This window comes from Dolichospermum circinale AWQC310F, assembly GCF_000426925.1.
GTDB lineage: Bacteria > Cyanobacteriota > Cyanobacteriia > Cyanobacteriales > Nostocaceae > Dolichospermum > Dolichospermum circinale.
Genome location: NZ_KE384667.1, coordinates 27,075 through 47,305 on the forward strand (window position 1 = coordinate 27,075; position 20,231 = coordinate 47,305).

Annotated in this window: 15 protein-coding genes; 11 read left to right on the top strand and 4 right to left on the bottom strand. The window is 37.9% G+C overall.

Annotation, left to right across the window (positions count from 1 at the left end; all coding sequences use genetic code 11):
- Positions 1-147 precede the first annotated feature (147 nt).
- Positions 148-435, top strand: a complete 288-nt coding sequence (locus ACIR310F_RS0103960) for a DUF4258 domain-containing protein (protein ID WP_028082701.1) — start codon at positions 148-150, stop codon at positions 433-435.
- A complete protein-coding gene (locus tag ACIR310F_RS0103965) occupies positions 435-659 on the top strand; it encodes a type II toxin-antitoxin system MqsA family antitoxin (protein WP_028082702.1) in 225 nt (74 codons plus the stop codon). The genes ACIR310F_RS0103960 and ACIR310F_RS0103965 overlap by 1 nt, the downstream gene beginning before the upstream one ends.
- A gap of 123 nt (positions 660-782) precedes the next feature.
- Here the strand turns inward: ACIR310F_RS0103965 and ACIR310F_RS21500 are convergent, their stop codons facing one another.
- Together ACIR310F_RS21500 and ACIR310F_RS0103975 are read right to left on the bottom strand one after the other, a co-directional pair.
- Positions 783-1,028, bottom strand: a complete 246-nt coding sequence (locus tag ACIR310F_RS21500) for a hypothetical protein (RefSeq protein WP_051289466.1) — start codon at positions 1,026-1,028, stop codon at positions 783-785.
- A 390-nt stretch (positions 1,029-1,418) separates the two neighbouring features.
- Positions 1,419-2,162: a DsbA family protein gene (locus ACIR310F_RS0103975; protein ID WP_028082703.1), complete on the bottom strand. Its 744-nt coding sequence runs from the start codon at positions 2,160-2,162 to the stop codon at positions 1,419-1,421.
- A 149-nt stretch (positions 2,163-2,311) separates the two neighbouring features.
- Between ACIR310F_RS0103975 and ACIR310F_RS0103980 the strand changes: the two genes are divergently transcribed.
- The 3 genes from ACIR310F_RS0103980 to ACIR310F_RS0103990 all read left to right on the top strand — a co-directional run bounded on the left by ACIR310F_RS0103980 (position 2,312) and on the right by ACIR310F_RS0103990 (position 5,927).
- Positions 2,312-3,082 (top strand): pentapeptide repeat-containing protein, encoded by a 771-nt coding sequence (locus tag ACIR310F_RS0103980; RefSeq protein WP_028082704.1) that lies wholly within the window; start codon positions 2,312-2,314, stop codon positions 3,080-3,082.
- Between the two features lie 134 nt (positions 3,083-3,216).
- On the top strand, positions 3,217-4,908 hold the full coding sequence (gene ilvD, locus ACIR310F_RS0103985) for a dihydroxy-acid dehydratase (RefSeq protein ID WP_028082705.1): 1,692 nt from the start codon (positions 3,217-3,219) through the stop codon (positions 4,906-4,908).
- 104 nt (positions 4,909-5,012) lie between these two features.
- Positions 5,013-5,927: a glutaminase gene (locus ACIR310F_RS0103990; protein WP_028082706.1), complete on the top strand. Its 915-nt coding sequence runs from the start codon at positions 5,013-5,015 to the stop codon at positions 5,925-5,927.
- Here the strand turns inward: ACIR310F_RS0103990 and ACIR310F_RS0103995 are convergent, their stop codons facing one another.
- Positions 5,928-7,433, bottom strand: a complete 1,506-nt coding sequence (locus ACIR310F_RS0103995) for a hypothetical protein (protein WP_028082707.1) — start codon at positions 7,431-7,433, stop codon at positions 5,928-5,930.
- Positions 7,434-7,962: 529 nt separating this feature from the next.
- On the opposite strand from ACIR310F_RS0103995, the gene psaA reads away from it, so the two are divergent.
- The 6 genes from psaA to ACIR310F_RS0104025 all read left to right on the top strand — a co-directional run bounded on the left by psaA (position 7,963) and on the right by ACIR310F_RS0104025 (position 19,054).
- On the top strand, positions 7,963-10,221 hold the full coding sequence (psaA, locus tag ACIR310F_RS0104000) for a photosystem I core protein PsaA (protein ID WP_028082708.1): 2,259 nt from the start codon (positions 7,963-7,965) through the stop codon (positions 10,219-10,221).
- A 120-nt stretch (positions 10,222-10,341) separates the two neighbouring features.
- Positions 10,342-12,573 carry a photosystem I core protein PsaB gene (gene psaB, locus ACIR310F_RS0104005; protein WP_028082709.1) on the top strand — a complete coding sequence of 744 codons (2,232 nt, stop codon included), beginning with the start codon at positions 10,342-10,344 and terminating at the stop codon, positions 12,571-12,573.
- Between the two features lie 276 nt (positions 12,574-12,849).
- Positions 12,850-13,320 carry an REP-associated tyrosine transposase gene (locus ACIR310F_RS0104010; RefSeq protein ID WP_028082710.1) on the top strand — a complete coding sequence of 157 codons (471 nt, stop codon included), beginning with the start codon at positions 12,850-12,852 and terminating at the stop codon, positions 13,318-13,320.
- A 262-nt stretch (positions 13,321-13,582) separates the two neighbouring features.
- Positions 13,583-15,412 carry a P-loop NTPase fold protein gene (locus tag ACIR310F_RS0104015; protein ID WP_028082711.1) on the top strand — a complete coding sequence of 610 codons (1,830 nt, stop codon included), beginning with the start codon at positions 13,583-13,585 and terminating at the stop codon, positions 15,410-15,412.
- 284 nt (positions 15,413-15,696) lie between these two features.
- Positions 15,697-18,321, top strand: a complete 2,625-nt coding sequence (locus ACIR310F_RS0104020; protein WP_028082712.1) for a trans-splicing intein-formed DNA polymerase III subunit alpha N-terminal partner DnaE-N — start codon at positions 15,697-15,699, stop codon at positions 18,319-18,321.
- 226 nt (positions 18,322-18,547) lie between these two features.
- On the top strand, positions 18,548-19,054 hold the full coding sequence (locus tag ACIR310F_RS0104025; protein ID WP_028082713.1) for a DUF29 family protein: 507 nt from the start codon (positions 18,548-18,550) through the stop codon (positions 19,052-19,054).
- 624 nt (positions 19,055-19,678) lie between these two features.
- Here ACIR310F_RS0104025 and ACIR310F_RS0104030 read toward each other — a convergent pair.
- On the bottom strand, positions 19,679-20,231 hold a 553-nt coding region (locus ACIR310F_RS0104030; RefSeq protein ID WP_028082714.1), incomplete at its 5' end, for a calcium-binding protein.

Below are 20,231 nucleotides of genomic sequence, written 5' to 3' on the forward strand. Positions count from 1 at the left end.
GATGTACAGGATGTAGAAAAAAAGTCATCTTTGAAAATCTCAAATATTCCTAGATAAGTATTCGTAAAAAATCCTATTAATCCTCTAATCCTGGGCATCCTGATTCAGACAAAATAAGTTATCAGAATTAAAATTAAAGACTAATTTATGTATTGTCAAAATACCAACTTCTCACGTCATGCTATCCAACAAATGTTTTATCGTCGCATTAGTAAAAAAGAAGTAGAAACTGTAATTGCTTATGGACAAATAATAGAAGAAAATCCTGATGATACACCATACCCCAGTTATTTAATATTAGATTTTGTAGAAGGTAAACCAATTCATGTTGTATTTTCCTATGATGAATCTACAGATATAGGATATGTAGTAACGGCTTATATTCCTGATGCTAATATTTGGTTAGATGGTTTTACAACTAGGAGACAAAAATAATGAAATGCGTAATTTGTAAACATGGAGAAACTAAACCCGGTTTAGTCACCGTCACCGTAGAAAGAGATGAATGTATTATTGTCTTGAAAAAAGTTCCCGCAGAAATTTGTGATAACTGTGGTGAATATTATTTAAGTGATGCAGTTACCGAACAAGTTTTGGACAAAGCAGAATTAGCAATTACTAAAGGAGTAGAATTAGAAATTATTAGGTATGCAGCTTAAATTTGAAAATATATGAATACTCAAATTAATGTTCCTCCTGCTGTTGATTATTTAATGTTGAAAAAAGCTTATGCCTATAGACTTTGAAAGTGCAAAGGTTTTTCTATTTCAGATTTTGAGCAATTAGTATAAAAAGGTAAAATGTAGATAGTAACAACTATCACTTCCAGCATAGTTAACAGATAAACGAGTATTAGCCGCAGCGGCAGCTTCAGGAAGATTCATCCCTATTTTTACTGGACTAATACTATTGATAGTTACTTTGGCTTGATCGGTGAGTTTTGTCTGTGCAATAACTGTTCCGACTGTGACAGGAAAAATTGTGATAGTGATAGTTGCAAAACTTAGTAATTTGGTTTTGTGATTCATCTGTTTGTTAATGGTATTTACCCAGTCTGACGTACCCTAGATATTTAATGTGACATTTGCTTAGGTTCTCTATCTAGATCCCGCAGATCACAAAATTCTCCTAGAATCCAATTTTACAATTGGTGTTTTGGGAAAGCATTACCAATGCATAGCATATTCTTGAGGAAATATTTATAATTAATTCCTAAATAACTAGATAACCAAGGCAGGTTTTTCTTTTAATAGGAATTGAGAAGTGATAAGTTATACTTATCACTTCCCATAAGACTACTCCTTACACTTATGGCAATTAGAACAGATAATCAGTAGGTGCAACCTCTAGCTAAAGATGCAGATTTGTTGCCAATGGCAATAAAATTGGTGTAATTTATTGCCATAGGTCAAATATTATTATTTACCTCGCAATATTTCTTCAACTTCTGTTAGCTTCACAGGTCCAGAAAAATTCTGACTGGTAATAATAAAAGAAGGTGTTCCCCCCAGTCCTAATTTTTGTGCTAATAATAGGTCATTTTGGATAGGTTTAATGGCTAATTTGCGGTCACTAGCAAATTTTGTGAGATTTAATTTTAGCTTTTTAGCTGTATCTAAATATAAAGTCTCACCCAATTGTTTTTGATTTGTAAATAAGGCATCATTATATTCCCAGAACTTACCTTGTTGAAATGCTGCCCAAGCTGCTGTAGCTGCTGGTAATGCTTGTTCATGAATTTGATAAAGGGGAAAATGTTTATAAACTAATGTGAATTTATTAGGATATTTTGCTAATAAATCCTTGAGATTTTTATGTGCTTCTGCACAATAGGGACATTCAAAATCCGAAAATTCTATCAATACAGTTTTTGATTTATTCGCACCAATTGTAGGAGAATCACCAATTATGGTTTTGGGATTTGTTTGCAAATTATTGATAAATTCTTGTCGTGATTGTTGTAGTTGCTGTTGTTGTTGCTGCTGATATGCTTCCACAGATTCAATAATGATTTCTGGGTTTTTGCGAATAATTTCTAGAACTTGTTGTTCTAGCTGGGTATCTATTTTATTATCAGCTTGAACGGGGAGTGACCAGCTTAAAATTAGGCAGATAAAGCTGAAAATTACTAAATTTCGGAAATGAGTAAAAATTTTGAACATTTGTCAATATTATAGAATTAGCAATGTAATTTTATCAACTAATGGAGAAAACGGCAATTATCTCAATTTTAGGGAATTATGCCTTTTATGAAAATATATATTTAAAACATATTTTAAAATTAAAACTGGGGTGAATACAAAAATAAATCATGAACAGTAGAATTTTGGTTATACCTGTATTTTTATTTACAGTTAGCCTAGTAAGTACAGTTGAAGCTGCAAATTATGAAGATATGAGACAGTTATTAGCAAGTAAACAATGTCCAAGATGTCTTCTCACCAATGCTGGTTTAGTCATGGCTGACTTAGCCGGATCAAATTTAAGCGGTGCTAATCTTGCTGGTGCGAATCTGAGTCGTGCTAATTTGACCGGTGCGGATTTACGAGGGGCAAATTTAAGCGGTGCAAGTTTATTTGGTGTGAATTTAAGCGAAGCTAAACTCAGTGGTGCAAACTTAACTGGTGCTGATTTAAGAAACACCTTTCTCATGAATGCTGAGTTGAAAGGTGCTAATATAAGGGGGACAAACTTTCAAGGTGCGGTAGGGATACCTTCGCAAATTGCAAAAGCAGAAGATTTTTACGCCTGGGGTTTAGCAGATGCAGAAAAAGGTAATCTTAAATCAGCTATTGATTATTTTAGCCAAGCGATCGCCCTCAAACCAGACTATGCTGGAGCATATTTAGCCCGTGGTGTCGCTAGTTATCAAGGTTTAGACAGAAAAAGGGCTTTAGAAGATGCCCAAAAAGCAGCAGAATTATTTGCAGAAGTCAAAAATACTGAAGGACTGAAAACAGCGCAAGCTTTCATTATAGAATTAAAAACACCCTACACAGAAAAAGTCAATGTAGGTAAACCCAGCTTTATGGATTTTGTGGGGAGTTTAGGTTCAGTCTTATTACAGTTTCTACCCTTCTAATCTAAAATTCATTCAATCATCATTTTCTATCTGCGTTCATCTGCGTTCATCTGCGGTTAATTACTCTAGAAATCTGATTAAATTTAGTAGGATACTCACAACTAAACAATAATCCTAAACAAGGAAAAAAATAGATGCCAGACAATTTTAAGAGTAAAGCTATCACACAGGGGGTACAGCGATCGCCAAATCGAGCCATGTTGAGGGCTGTTGGTTTTCAAGACGGAGATTTTGACAAAGCCATTGTCGGTATTGCCAATGGATACAGTATCATTACCCCTTGTAACATGGGGATTAACCAACTGGCACAAAGGGCAGAAACATCTGTAAAAAATGCTGGGGCAATGCCGCAAATTTTCGGTACAATTACCATTAGTGATGGTATTTCCATGGGAACAGAAGGGATGAAATACTCCCTAGTATCACGGGAAGTTATCGCTGACTCCATTGAAACAGCCTGTACAGGGCAAAGTATGGATGGTGTATTGGCCATTGGTGGTTGTGATAAAAATATGCCAGGAGCCATGTTAGCCATGGCCAGAATGAATATTCCTGCCATCTTTGTTTACGGTGGCACAATCAAACCCGGACATTATGACGGTAAAGACTTAACTGTTGTTAGTTCCTTTGAAGCCGTTGGTCAGTACAGTGCGGGAAAAATTGACGAAAATGAACTGTTAGCGGTTGAACGTAGTGCCTGTCCCGGTGCAGGGTCTTGTGGAGGAATGTTTACAGCCAATACCATGTCTTCAGCATTTGAAGCAATGGGCATGAGTTTACCCTATTCCTCCACCATGGCCGCAGAAGACCCAGAAAAAGCCGACAGTACGGAAAAATCGGCCATTGTCCTGGTTGAAGCCATTCGCAAACAAATATTACCTCGGACAATCATCACCCGTAAATCTATTGAAAACGCCATTTCTGTAATTATGGCGGTAGGTGGTTCTACTAATGCAGTTTTACATTTTCTGGCCATTGCCCGCGCTGCTGGTGTAGAACTAACAATAGACGACTTTGAAACCATTCGCGGCCGTGTTCCCGTTTTGTGTGATTTAAAACCTAGCGGTAGATATGTAGCCACTGATTTACACAAAGCCGGTGGTATTCCCCAAGTCATGAAAATGCTTTTAGTCCATGACTTACTCCATGGTGACTGTATGACTATTTCCGGGCAAACTGTCGCCGAAGTTTTAGCGGATATCTCCGCAGAACCACGTATAGACCAAGATGTAATTCGTCCCTGGAATAATCCCATGTATACTCAAGGACACTTAGCTATTCTCAAGGGCAACTTGGCCACGGAAGGAGCAGTAGCCAAAATTACTGGAGTCAAAAAGCCTGTAATTACCGGACCTGCCAGAGTATTTGAGTCGGAAGAGTCCTGTTTAGATGCGATTTTAGCAGGGAAAATCAAAGCAGGGGATGTGATTATTATTCGTTACGAAGGACCAAAGGGCGGACCTGGTATGAGAGAAATGCTGGCCCCTACCTCTGCTATTATCGGTGCCGGTTTAGGAGACTCTGTAGGATTAATTACCGACGGACGTTTTTCTGGTGGTACTTACGGTATGGTGGTCGGTCATGTTGCCCCAGAAGCGGCTGTAGGTGGTAATATAGCCTTAGTGGCAGAAGGTGATAGCATTACTATTGATGCTCATGCCCGGTTGTTACAACTTAATGTATCAGATCAAGAATTAGCGACTCGTCGTGCAAATTGGCAACCACTTCCACCCCGATATACTAAAGGGGTACTAGGAAAATATGCCAAACTGGTATCTTCTAGTAGTGTGGGTGCTGTGACAGATTTGAATTTATTTACTAATTAGTAATAACTGATTATATCACATCCCGGATTTATTGAATAAGTCCGGGATTTGTATTTTCTATTAGGATATTTTATATTTTTTATCTTGATTTGAGGACTAAGGTTTTGATAGGAATAAAAAACATCAATATACATGATTTATCTATTTGGGTGGAACAAGCAAAAACCCAAGCAGCACAAGGAAAAGTTATTGAACGCATTCCCCAATTAGCTATGGCTAACCCTCACTGGTTTGCTGTTAATATAATTTGTAAATCACATGAAAATTACAGTTTAGGAAATACAGATTGCATATTTCCATTTATGAGTGCAATTAAACCGTTTTCTCTACTCTATTTATTGGAACAATTCACTGCAAAACGGATTTTACAATGGGTTGGTATTCAACCCTCGACCGCACCTTTTAATTCTTTAGCGCAATTAATAGCAGACAATGGACATCCTCGCAACTCAATGATCAATAGTGGTGCTATTACTCTCGCTGATAAGTTTCCAGGAAAAGATAGCCATGAATCTACACAATTGTTTTGTACATGGTTAAATGAGTTAGCAGGTACTAATCTATATATAGATTTAGATGTTCTTACTTCAGTTCGTGCTAATCGTTCTCCTATAAATATAGATATTACTAATTGTCTCTATGAAGCTGGAAATGTAAATAATATTAAATTTGCTCTTGACGTTTATGAACAAATATGCTGTATATCTGGAAGAGTACAAGATTTAGCGAAACTGGGAAAAATACTAGCTTGTGAAAGCGATTTTATCAATAATCAAAACCGTCAAATTGTGAATGCAGTCATGTTAACCTGTGGTTTATATGAAGTTTCCGCAGAATATAGTATCAAAATTGGTTTACCCATGAAATCAGGTATTAGTGGTGGACTTGTAACTATAGTACCAAATCAGGGAGCAATAGCCAGCTACAGTCCTGCTTTAGATAATGCGGGTAATTCTGTAGCTGGTTTAGCACTAATGGAAACTTTATCTCAAAATTTACAATTGAGTATTTTTTATTAATTACTCTTTAAGTTGAGATTTGATATTTCCCATTGTTTGAGGAACTGAATCTGTATCTAGTTGATTTGGATTTGATTCTAGTGGTTCTGTTACCTCTGACTGTTGTTCTGTTTTTGATGCTGGTATTTCTGTAACGTCAGCAGGTTTAACTTCGGTAATTGACTGTTGTTCTGTTTTTGGTGCTGGTGTTTCTGTAATGTCAGCAGGTGTAGTTATGGGAATTAATTGTTGTTCTGTTTTTGGTGCTGGTGTTTCTGTAACGTCAGCAGGTTTAACTTCGGGAATTGACTGTTTTTCTGTTTTTGGTACTGGTGTTTCTGTAACGTCAGCAGGTTTAACTTCGGGAATTGACTGTTTTTCTGTTTTTGGTACTGGTGTTTCTGTAACGTCAGCAGGTTTAACTTCGGGAATTGACTGTTTTTCTGTTTTTGGTACTGGTGTTTCTGTAACGTCAGCAGGTTTAACTTCGGGAATTGACTGTTTTTCTGTTTTTGGTACTGGTGTTTCTGTAAAACTAGGTTTAGCAACCGGAGTTTTAACTGTATAATTCTGGTCTACAATGCCACGGACTTCATCTGCTGTCAATTCTCCTCTAACAATTTTTGAAAGAGTATCTTGACTATTGGGCTGATAGTTAATTAATCTGATAGTGGTGTTAAAGGCATTTTTTACAGGTTGTCCTTGATTATTGAGAAATTCTAATTTTACCCAAGTTTTGCCAGGTTTAAAGCCTTTAAGATAAATTGGTTGCCAACGATCAAGAATGAAACTTTCACCATTGATTGTGCTACGAATACGCCAATTGCTCATCATATCATCAGGATTAGTTTCCGCGACACTGTGCAACGGTGCATTAGTTAAGTAAAAATCCAACATAATTGGTTCTGCACCATAATTACCATTAGGACGACTGTAAGTAAGTAAAGGTAATTTAGCATCAGGATTATTTTCCTCAGTTTTCGTCAAAATATGAAATGTAGTTTGAGCATACGCACCTTCATTTTTAAAACTTTCATGCCACGGACGAGAAGCAAAAACGCGGAGAGTATGAGTACCTGGAGATAAATTTGGTAATACCACCGATTGATTTAGGTCATAAACCGCTATATAAGGTTCGTTATCTAAAATTAGGTGCAAATGGGGTCCAAGTTGCCATTGAGGGTCTTTAAATATTGGTAAGTCCTTAACCTGCAAACGAACGTTAACGGTATTTTCCTGAAGAACTTCATCTATTTGGGGACTGAGAATACTAACTTGGGGTTGATAACTTTCCAGACTAGGACGCAATGCTTGAATAACATCTGGTGGTGCAGTTTCCGAAAACGTCCCCGAAATTTCTGAAGCTGGTGGTGCTTTAACCTGGGGCTGAATAGATGGTTCTTTGCTGCTTACTGATTCAACGCAACTGGTTAAACTTACAATTAGAACTAACGCGACAACCCATTTAATAATTGGGAGTCTATTTGATAAAATTCGCTGAAAAGTTTTTATCCACCCAGTGTTCATGTTTTGATCCTGTAATAGTTTTTAACAATTAACGCAATCATTGTGACGCAAATTATGACTCATGGACTATGGAATAAAAGCATAAATCTATGGCCAGAGTTATAAATTTACTGACTTTTTTCTGATTACAATGGCAAACAAGTAATTTTTTTGACTGAATCTCTGGACAAAAATTTGCTTTTAGACGGCCAAATTTGGTCAAAAGTCTTTGAATAGCAAGTTTTTAAGCTGCTTTAAGTATAAATCATTTAATTTACAAATTGTTGTTATTTGTAAATTAAATGAAGAGTCTATTGACATTTGGACAATATATGAATTTGTAAAGTAGATGAGACCAGAAATTTGGCTATTTTTAATTATTGTTAACAGGTGTATAACAATGAGCAAGTTCAGACTCTATAATTCAACAGAAACAACTTTTCTTTTCCACACGACAACCGCATCGCCAGACCAGAGCAATCTGAAAAGAGCGACTGTGTTATTCTAGGTGGTATTCATGATTCCCCATTCCTTATAGAGAGGAGGTCGAATGACGATTAGTCCTCCGGAGCGAGAGGAAAAAAAAGCAAGAGTGATCGTTGACAATGACCCGGTTCCTACCTCATTTGAAAAATGGGCAAAGCCAGGGCATTTCGAGAGATCCTTAAGCAGAGGACCAAAAACCACAACCTGGATTTGGGACCTCCACGCCCTCGCCCATGATTTTGATACACATACAAGCGATTTAGAAGACATCTCCCGCAAGATATTCGCCGCTCACTTCGGCCATTTGGCTGTAGTAGCAATCTGGTTGAGCGGAATGTTATTCCATGGCGCTAAGTTCTCTAACTACGAAGCTTGGCTGGCTGATCCATTAGGAGTCAAGCCCAGCGCTCAGACAGTTTGGTCTATTGTTGGACAAGACATTTTAAACGGTGATATGGGCGGCGGTTTCCGCGGCATTCAAACCACCTCCGGCTTGTTCCAAGTATGGCGTGGCTGGGGTATCACTAGCTCCTACCAGCTATATGTAACTGCAATTGGCGGCTTGGTATTAGCAGGCTTGTTCTTATTTGCTGGCTGGTTCCATTACCACAAACGCGCTCCTAAACTGGAATGGTTCCAGAATGTGGAGTCAATGCTGAATCATCACTTATCAGTGTTGCTAGGCTGCGGTTCTTTGGGATGGGCTGGTCACTTAATCCATGTATCTGCACCAATCAACAAACTGTTGGATGCTGGTGTAGCCGCTAAGGACATCCCTCTGCCTCATGAGTTGCTGTTTGATACAGCAAAAATGGCAGAATTATATCCTGGTTTCGCCAGTGGTTTAACACCATTCTTCACCTTAAATTGGGGAGCTTATGCTGATATACTCACATTTAAGGGTGGTTTAAACCCAGTTACAGGCGGCTTGTGGATGACTGATATTTCTCATCACCACCTAGCGATCGCTGTACTGTTCATCGTTGCTGGTCATATGTACCGTACCAACTGGGGTATCGGTCATAGCATCAAAGATATTCTAGAAGCTCATAAAGGTCCTTTCACTGGCGAAGGTCACAAAGGTCTTTACGAAAACCTCACCACCTCTTGGCACGCTCAGTTGGCTACTAACCTAGCTTTCTTGGGTTCATTGACAATCATCATCGCCCATCATATGTACGCGATGCCTCCCTATCCTTACTTGGCGACGGACTACGCAACACAATTGTGTATCTTCACTCACCATATTTGGATTGGTGGTTTCTTGATTGTTGGTGGTGCGGCTCACGCGGCCATCTTCATGGTGCGGGATTACGATCCTGTTGTTAACCAAAACAACGTTTTAGATCGCGTGATTCGTCACCGTGACGCTATCATTTCTCACCTTAACTGGGTTTGTATTTTCTTAGGCTTCCACAGCTTTGGTTTGTACATTCACAATGACACCATGCGTGCTTTGGGTCGTCCCCAAGATATGTTCTCCGACAGCGCAATTCAATTACAGCCAGTATTTGCTCAGTGGGTGCAAAACCTGCACACATTAGCTCCTGGTAACACAGCACCTAACGCTCTTCAAGTAGTTAGTCATGCTTTTGGTGGTGGAATTGTAGCTATCGGCGATAAGATCGCTATGATGCCCATTACATTGGGTACAGCGGACTTCATGGTTCACCACATCCACGCATTCACCATTCACGTTACTGTTCTCATCTTGCTTAAAGGTGTATTGTACGCCCGCAGTTCTCGTCTGATTCCAGACAAGGCTAACTTAGGCTTCCGATTCCCTTGCGATGGTCCAGGTCGTGGCGGTACTTGCCAAGTTTCCGGTTGGGATCATGTCTTCCTGGGACTGTTCTGGATGTATAACTCCCTATCAATTGTAATTTTCCACTTTAGCTGGAAGATGCAATCTGATGTCTGGGGAACAGTAGACCCAGATGGCACAGTAAACCACATTACTGGTGGCAACTTTGCAGAAAGCGCTATCACCATCAATGGTTGGTTACGTGACTTCCTGTGGGCGCAAGCTACACAAGTAATTAACTCCTACGGAACAGAATTGTCCGCTTACGGATTAATGTTCTTAGGCGCTCACTTTGTTTGGGCGTTCAGCTTAATGTTCCTGTTCAGCGGTCGTGGCTACTGGCAAGAACTAATTGAGTCCATCGTTTGGGCGCACAATAAACTGAAAGTAGCCCCAACAATTCAGCCTCGCGCACTGAGCATCACTCAAGGTCGGGCTGTAGGTGTGGCTCACTACCTATTAGGAGGAATCGCCACCACTTGGGCATTCTTCCACGCACACATCCTTTCAGTAGGATAAAAATCAGTGGAATTTTGGGTTTTGGATTCTAAGATTTTAGATTCAATCCAAAATCCAAAATCTAGAATCTAAAATTTTGCTGACACTTGATGGCTAAAGGTCAGAGGACAGATCACACCTATGGCAACAAAATTTCCAAAATTTAGCCAGGATCTCGCACAGGACCCGACTACGCGTCGGATTTGGTATGCGATCGCTACAGGCAACGACTTTGAAAGCCACGATGGCATGACGGAAGAAAATCTTTACCAAAAGATTTTCGCTACGCACTTCGGTCACTTGGCAATCATCTTCCTGTGGGCATCCAGCCTCCTGTTCCACGTGGCCTGGCAAGGTAACTTTGAACAGTGGATTAAAGATCCCCTGCACGTCCGTCCCATTGCCCATGCAATTTGGGACCCTCACTTTGGTGAAGCAGCAATTGAAGCTTTCACCCAAGGCGGTGCAAGCAATCCCGTAAACATTGCTTACTCCGGTGTTTACCACTGGTGGTACACCATCGGGATGCGGACAAACACCGAACTATACACTGGTTCCGTTGGTTTGCTCCTGTTGGCAGCATTGTTCCTATTTGCTGGTTGGTTACATTTACAACCCAAGTTCCGTCCTAGCCTCTCTTGGTTCAAGAGCGCTGAACCCCGTCTGAACCACCACCTCGCTGGTTTGTTCGGTGTTAGCTCCTTAGCTTGGACTGGTCACTTGGTTCACGTTGCTATTCCTGAATCCCGTGGTATTCACGTGGGTTGGGATAACTTCCTGAATGTAGCTCCCCATCCAGCAGGTTTAACTCCTTTCTTCACAGGTAACTGGGGCGTTTACGCTCAAAACCCTGACACCGCTGGCCATTTATTTGGTACTTCCACCGGTGCTGGAACTGCGATTCTCACCTTCTTGGGCGGTTTCCACCCCCAAACAGAATCCTTGTGGTTGACTGACATGGCTCACCACCACTTGGCGATCGCAGTTTTGTTCATCATTGCTGGTCATATGTACCGGACTAACTTCGGAATTGGTCACAGCATCAAAGAAATGCTGAACTCCAAATCTGGTTTAGTTCCCGGTAGCAAAAGCGAAGGTCAGTTCAACCTGCCCCACCAAGGTCTTTACGACACCATCAACAATTCCCTGCACTTCCAGTTGTCATTAGCTTTGGCATCTTTGGGAACTATTTGTTCCTTGGTAGCGCAGCATATGTACGCTCTGCCTCCTTATGCCTTCATCGCTAAGGACTACACAACACAAGCAGCGTTGTACACCCACCACCAGTACATCGCTGGTTTCTTGATGGTTGGTGCTTTTGCTCACGCAGCAATCTTCTGGGTTCGTGACTACGACCCCGAACAAAACAAAGGTAACGTTCTTGACCGGATGTTACAGCACAAAGAAGCGATCATTTCCCACCTTAGCTGGGTATCTCTCTTCTTAGGCTTCCACACCTTGGGCTTATACGTTCACAACGATGTAGTAGTTGCTTTCGGTACTCCTGAAAAGCAAATCTTGATTGAACCAGTATTTGCTCAATTCATCCAAGCTGCCCAAGGTAAAGCTTTGTATGGCTTGAATGTACTGTTGTCTAACCCCGACAGTATTGCTTACACCGCTTACCCCAATGCTGGTAACGTTTGGTTGTCTGGCTGGTTAGATGCCATCAACTCAGGCACAAATTCCTTGTTCCTGACCATTGGCCCTGGCGACTTCTTGGTTCACCACGCTTTCGCTTTGGCTATCCACACCACCACCTTGGTACTCGTTAAGGGTGCTTTGGATGCTCGTGGTTCTAAACTGATGCCCGATAAAAAGGACTTCGGTTATGCGTTCCCTTGCGACGGTCCAGGCCGTGGCGGTACTTGCGATATCTCCGCATGGGACTCTTTCTACCTGTCTATGTTCTGGATGTTGAACACCATTGGTTGGGTAACTTTCTACTGGCACTGGAAACATCTAGGGATTTGGCAAGGTAACGTTGCTCAGTTCAACGAAAACTCTACTTACCTCATGGGCTGGTTCCGTGATTACCTCTGGGCTAACTCTGCTCAGTTGATTAACGGTTACAACCCCTACGGCATGAATAACTTGTCTGTTTGGGCTTGGATGTTCCTTTTTGGACACCTCATCTGGGCTACTGGTTTCATGTTCCTCATCTCTTGGAGAGGTTACTGGCAAGAGTTAATTGAAACCTTGGTTTGGGCGCACGAACGTACTCCTTTAGCTAACTTGGTTCGCTGGAAGGACAAGCCCGTTGCTCTCTCCATTGTTCAAGCTCGTGTGGTTGGTTTAGCTCACTTCACTGTTGGCTACATCGTTACCTATGCAGCGTTCCTCATTGCTTCTACTGCTGGTAAGTTCGGTTGATCTTAACTACTGGTTGTAGGTAATTAAAAATCCCCTGCCTCAAGGTGGGGGATTTTTTTTAATGGGCGGGCAAGATGCCCACCCCACAAGACCACAAGAGGATTTTTTTAATGGGCGGGCAGGATGCCCACCCCACAAGAGGTGTAAACTATAAGAGATGTATATAAACTACAAAAAATAAAAAGAATGTAATTTTCTGTTTAGAGGATGGGAAATATAAAGATAGGGCAGGCAAGATGCCTATCCTACAATAAACCTAGAAAATATTTTTCTGTTATGGAAGAAGCAAGGTTAAAAATTTACCATAGGATGTTACCTCATTGGGAGTTAGATGGGGCAAGTTATTTTATTACTTTTAATACTTGGGAAAAGTTAGAACTTAACCCAGAAGCTAGGGAAATAGTTTTGAATAGTTGTTTATTTTTTAATAATCAAAGATATAAGATATTTGTCTTTGTGGTGATGATAGATCATGTACATTTACTGATGCAGCCTTTACTTAAATCAGAAAATGAGTATTGGTCTCTTAGTAGCATTATGAGTAGTATCAAAGGTTATAGTGCTAAACAGATTCCCAAGGTGATGAAACATATAGGAACTATTTGGCAAGATGAGCGATATGACAGAATTGTCAGAAATGAAGAAGAGTTTCAAGCATATTGGCAATATATCAGACAAAATCCTGTAGAAGCAGGACTGTCATCAACACCAGAAGATTACCCTTACTTGTGGCAAACCTCAGAATAACCTGAATTATTACATCCCCTCTCTTGTGGGGTGGGCATCTTGCCCGCCCTTGGCAACTAAACTCAGAATAACCTGAATTATTACATCCTCTCTCTTGTGGGGTGGGCATCTTGCCCGCCTTTGGCAACCAAGCTCAGAATAACCTCAATTATTACATCCCCTCTTGTGGGGCAGGGCATCTTGCCTGCCAAAGGTATATAAGATAAGATAATTAATGTATTAGAAAAATGTTTGTTTTTGTCATTGGATACTAAAAAAGTTTATGACTCAAAATACAAATAAAGCAAATGCTAGAATTAATCGAGAAAAAGCTGAAAGTATTCTCAAGAGATTTTTAAAAAATGAAGATTATAGCGTTTTAGCTGTTAATGGAAAATGGGGTATTGGAAAAACCCATCTAGTACAAAATTTTTTATATGAACATACAAAAAGCTATTATTACTATGTTTCTATCTTTGGTATTTCTTCAATTGAACAATTAAAAGCAAGGTTAATAGCTAATTATAAAAACGATCTAAAGTCTGATAGTCAATCTTCTCAAACAAAAACTGAATTAGTTTTTAATTTTATAAATAAATATATAAAAACTTTTTTTGAATGGTTGAATCGCATCTTTGGAAAAATTGAGAAAACACCAAAACTAGATATTTTGGGTGGACTATCAGGCTCAGTAATTTCTATTGCTGGTGATTTAGCACTTGAGATATTTTTTAATTCAATAGTTAGAGAAAATTCAATTATATGTATTGATGATCTTGAAAGAAAATCTAAAATACCTCTAGAAGAAATACTTGGATTTGTTGAGAATCTAGTGCAAGAACGTAAATGCAAAATTATCCTAATTTATAATGAAGATGAGCTAGAAGATAAAAAAGTATTAGACCGTTATCGAGAAAAAGTAATTGATAGAGAATTTACACTTAATCCAACAGTTGATGAAAACTTAGATTTCAGATTTAAGGATCATCATTATCTAGATTATCTAGAGATAATTAAAAAGGTTTTTAAAGAGACGGAAACAAATAATATTCGAGTTATACGCAAAACTGAATGGCTTATTAAGGAACTTATTCCCTTAATGGAGAATTGGGAGGATAGTTTACGTCATCAAGTTATAAAAAATTGTATTATTATTACTGCCGCAAAACTCGACACAGACTTTTGTAAACGCTGGTCTATTAATGGTATCCATCCTATTGATATTATATTATCATTATCGTACACTCCTCAACAATATTATGAAAAATCTCAAGGTGAAGATAGGGAAACTGCTGGAAAGAAATTTGAATTTCAGATGAAAATAATAAAAATGGGTTATAGCAATCTAGAAGAACTAGATGAATTAATCAGTCAGTTGGTTAATACTCCATTATCTGATTCCATTGAGTTGCAGTTTAGAGAAAAAGGTCATATTCTCAATGAAAGAGAAAAAAGCAATCAAATTATTAAAAAATTGAATGATCTTGCAAATAATCTTTACAAGTCTAAATACTATAACTCATTTGCAGATAATGAACAAGATATTATAGATGGAATTATTAGTTTTCTTGACCAGAATTATCTTAATTTAAGTATTGCAAAATTTGAAGAAATTGCAAGATTTACATCAGTATTAGGAGGTGATATTTCTAAATATGAAAAACCTTTGTTAGAAAAAATATTAAAGGATATCTTAGAATCTAATTCTTATGAAAATTTAAGTGCCTTTAGAAATAAGCTGAGTAAATATCCTGATTTGGAAGAATCTTTTAACAAGAAAATTGATGAATATCACCAAACATTAGATATTACTACAGCAGTGAAAAATATAATGAATTCTGATCCCTCTTCAAGATCACTAACACTACAAAAAGATATTGAATTTTTAAGAAGTCTTACTGTTGATAAATACTGTCAATGGCTTCAAAAAGGGCATCCTGAATTAATTGATATGGTTAAATGGGTTATTGATTCCGATTATAACCCTGCACCCAAAAATTTAAAACAAGCTATTTGCATATTAGCTGAATGTACTAGAATTAATAAAATTAGGGCTAAGTATCTTTACAATATAGACATAGATAATACTTGTAATGGTGATAACACAAATTAATGGTTGAAAAATATATTCATTCAAGTTATATAATGGGGGCGGGCAAGATGCCCACCCCACAAGAGTTTTTGAAGATTTGGATTTGCATATTAAATACTAAGTAGCTTACTAAATGCTTATTATCAGGCTAATTACAAAACCATATATCCTAAAATTAAATTAGCTATAACAGCCGCAACATTGATGTTAAATTATAACATAACCGGTTAATTACTCCCTTCCAGGCACAAGATATTAACTAAAAAGTGTTAGTTGAAAATCCCCTTACTTTACCAAATACTAATATGTCCTTTGTTCCCTTACATATTCACAGTGATTACAGCTTGCTTGATGGTGCTAGTCAACTACCAGAATTGGTAGATCGAGCGATCGCATTAGGAATGAAAGCGATCGCCCTCACAGATCATGGTGTCATGTATGGGGCTGTGGAACTGATCAAAATCTGCCGCAGTAAGACGATTAAGCCAATTATTGGCAACGAAATGTATATCATTAATGGTGAAATTGACAAACAAGAACGTCGTCCTAAATATCATCAAGTCGTATTAGCAAAAAATACTCAAGGCTATAAAAATTTAGTTAAAATCACCACCATTTCTCACCTGCAAGGAGTACAAGGTAAAGGCATTGTTTCCCGTCCTTGTATTAATAAGGATTTACTCAAACAATATAAGGAGGGGTTAATAGTCACCAGTGCTTGTTTAGGAGGAGAAATTCCCCAAGCAATTCTTAGTAATCGGCCAGATATAGCCAGGAAAATTGCTAAATGGTATAAAGAAGTATTTGGTGAAGATTTTTATTTAGAAATTCAAGATCATGGTTCTCAAGAAGACCGAATTGTGAATGTAGAAATCGTCAAAATTGCCAGGGAATTAAACATTAAATTCATCGCCACAAACGACTCCCATTTTATCTCTTGTTTTGATGTAGAATCCCATGATGCCTTACTTTGTATTCAAACAGGTAAACTCATTAGCGAAGATAAAAGAATGCGGTACAGCGGCACAGAATACCTCAAATCATCTGAGGAAATGCACCAGCTATTCCGTGACCATTTAGCCGATGATATCATTGCCGAAGCGATCGCCACAACAGAAGAAATTGCGGATAAAGTTGAACCTTATCACATCATGGGTGATCCACAAATTCCCACACCCACAATCCCTTCAGGACATACAGCAGATACTTATACAGAGGAGGTTGCATGGTTGGGACTTTTAGAAAGATTAAATCGCAAATCTCGCAACGAAGTAGATCCGGTCTATAAAGAAAGATTGGAATATGAATTAAAAATGATTCAGCAAATGGGATTTTCCACCTACTTTTTAGTAGTTTGGGACTATATTAAATTTGCAAGAGACAATAATATTCCCGTTGGTCCAGGACGGGGTTCTGCGGCAGGTTCTTTAGTAGCTTATGCTATGAGAATCACGAATATTGACCCTGTACATCATGGTTTATTATTTGAAAGATTTCTCAATCCTGAACGTAAATCAATGCCGGATATTGATACAGATTTCTGCATTGATAAACGAGATCAGGTAATTGAATATGTCACTGAAAAATATGGGGTTGAGAGAGTAGCCCAAATTATTACTTTTAACCGTCTGACATCAAAAGCAGTGTTAAAAGATGTGGCTAGAGTGTTAGATATTCCCTACAATGAATCTGACAAAATGGCGAAAATGATTCCTGTAGTCCGGGGTAAACCTACAAAATTGAAAGTGATGATTTCCGATGAAACTCCCGAACCAGAATTTAAAGCCAAATATGATAATGATCCCACTGTGCGGCGCTGGATTGATATGGCCATGCGAATTGAAGGTACTAACAAAACCTTCGGTGTTCATGCTGCTGGTGTGGTTATTTCCGCAGAACCATTAGATGAACTTGTTCCCTTACAACGCAATAATGACGGTTCTGTAATTACCCAATATTTCATGGAAGATTTGGAATCTTTGGGATTATTAAAAATGGACTTTTTGGGTTTACGGAACTTAACCTTAATTCAAAAAACCATTGATTTAATTGAACAAAGTCAAGGATATCGTATTGATCCTGATGAAATCACAAAACAGGAAAGAAAGGCACAAAAAATATTAGCTAAGGGTGAACATACTAGCTTACCAAAAGATGTGACTAAAGCTTATTCACTATTAGAAGCAGGTGATTTAGAAGGCATATTTCAATTGGAGTCTTCAGGGATGAAACAAATAGTGCGAGATTTGAAACCTTCTAATATTGAAGATATTTCTTCTATTCTCGCACTTTATCGTCCTGGTCCATTAGATGCAGGATTAATTCCTAAATTTATTAATCGCAAACATAAACGAGAAGAAATTGAATATGATACTCAAATTTTAGAACCGATATTAAATGAAACCTATGGAATCATGGTTTATCAAGAGCAAATTATGAAAATTGCTCAAGACATGGCAGGTTATAGTTTAGGACAAGCTGATTTACTCCGTCGCGCTATGGGGAAAAAGAAAGTATCGGAAATGGAGAAACAAAAGCAAAATTTTATTGATGGTTCTGCAAAAAATGGTGTAAAATCCCAAGTTGCTGAACATTTATTTGCGGATATGTTAAAATTTGCCGAATATTGTTTAAGTTATGATACAGAAATTTTAACTGTTGAATATGGTTTTTTAGAAATTGGGGAAATTGTGGAAAAGCAAATTGAATGTAAAGTTTATACTGTTGATAGTAATGGCATACTTTATACTCAACCTATTGCCCAATGGCATCATCGCGGACAGCAAGAAGTCTATGAATACTTATTAGAAAATGGGGCAATTATTCGCGCTACCAAAGACCATAAGTTTATGACTGAAGCAGGGGAAATGTTACCCATTGATGATATTTTTACCCAAGGCTTAGATTTATTACAATTGGCAGATTTATAGCAGAAGACAAGGAGCAGAAAAATATCTATTCCCTGTTCCCTGAATTGTTACGAGGGAATTTAAAAATCAATACAGTTAATCCCAAAACTCTTTTTGAAAACGAACCACAGAGTCACAGAGAACACAGACAAAAGAGAATCATAGGTTCTTGGTTGCAGAAACCTATGCTTTTTTCGTAAAAGCTGTGTTATTATTAATATGTGAATCATCCTGGAGGTTAATGACAATGACTCAAGAATTAATAGACCTCAGAAACAGCATTTTACAAGGAAATTATCTAGATGCTTTAGCAATTATTGATGAATTAGAAGGAATGAGTAAACAAGCAATATTGAGAAATATAGAATCTTACTTAAAGATATTACTAATTCACTTAATTAAAAATCAAATAGAACAAAGATTGACAAATTATTGGATGGCTTCTATTCGTAATTCAATTAGAGAAATTCAAAAAATCAACTTGAAAGAAAATAAAAAATCCTATTATGTCAATTATGATGAATGGGAAAATTTAATAGAGGAAGAAGTAATTGAAGATGCGATCGCTGATGCTAGTATAGAAATCATGAATGGCAAATATACCCGTTCTCAATTATCAGAGATATTAGATAGAAAGCCAATTATAACAACAGCTATGACATTTTTATTCTTAACTTATACCTATTCACCAAAAGAACTACCAGCTATTATGGATGATTATCTCAGTCAGTTACCAAATGATAAAAATTGGTAATTTTTCGTTGTTTTTTGGTTGTTCTTCTTTCCGTACTCTAGCAAATAATTGATTAATGGTACGGAAGTGATCATAAAATTTCACATGATAGTATAATTAAAACTTATATAAATACAATCATACTTTTAATATTCCTAACTTAGTAAAATTCAATTTTAGATTTTCTTAATAATTAATTGAGAATTATTTTTATTTAGCAACGAGCTTGCAATACTTTCGGCGATTTGCTAGAATTATTGAGAATTTCATAATTGGGTTCTTATTGTCAATTTTGCACCCTGCTAAAAAGATGATCTTTAAAAGTCTTTATTTGTAGTCGTTTCGGAGATCTATTTTGAAAAAAAATACAAAACTTTACAAATTAGCAGTGGGTTGAAAGACTAAATTGGGGAAAAATTATTCAGCAAATAATGTAATTTGGAGGATAGTACAAATGTACTATTGACAAATAGGGTAAATTATGGTAAATGAGGATGGTTTTTGGTGGTAGGTAGGGTTAATAAGCAGCTAAGGATTTCTGAGAATTTAGTTTTTGTTAGTGCGCTAAAGCTCTATATATTGTATCTATAATATGGAGACGTTTCATAAAACGTCCCCACATGGTTTTTGGGAGATATTGAGAACCTACACCCAACTAACAATAAAGTCTTGGTTAGTGAGATTTAGTCCAGGGGAAAGTTGAGCTAATGCTACCTGTGAACCAGAACCCAAAGCATCAGCATCAAAATAGACTATACCATTACTATTATTATAGATAATGCTATTAGTCCAAGAATTGGCACTTGTCCCCATAGAAAATACAATGGGAGCTAGTGCATTAGTTACCCCATCTGTCCACACCAGAGAATTAAAGCCAGTTCCAAACAATTCTATCTTGTCTCCTTGTGCCTTAGAAAAGTCGGTAATGGTGTCCATCCCGTCGGAGGGAGAATTAAACCTGAACCTATCTGCACCAAGTCCACCTGTCAGAGTGTCCTGTCCTCCTAATCCCAAGAAGGTGTCATTTGCAGAACCTCCGACTAGGTTATTATTGGTTGCATCTCCGGTTAAGGTTAATGGTCCAGCCGTATCATCATTAGTAATAGTTCCCGTCACGGCTGTAGTTGTACCAACAGTGTAACCTGTTCCTGTAGCTAGAGTTAAAGCCACGGTTTCATTACTTTCCACAGTGGTATCG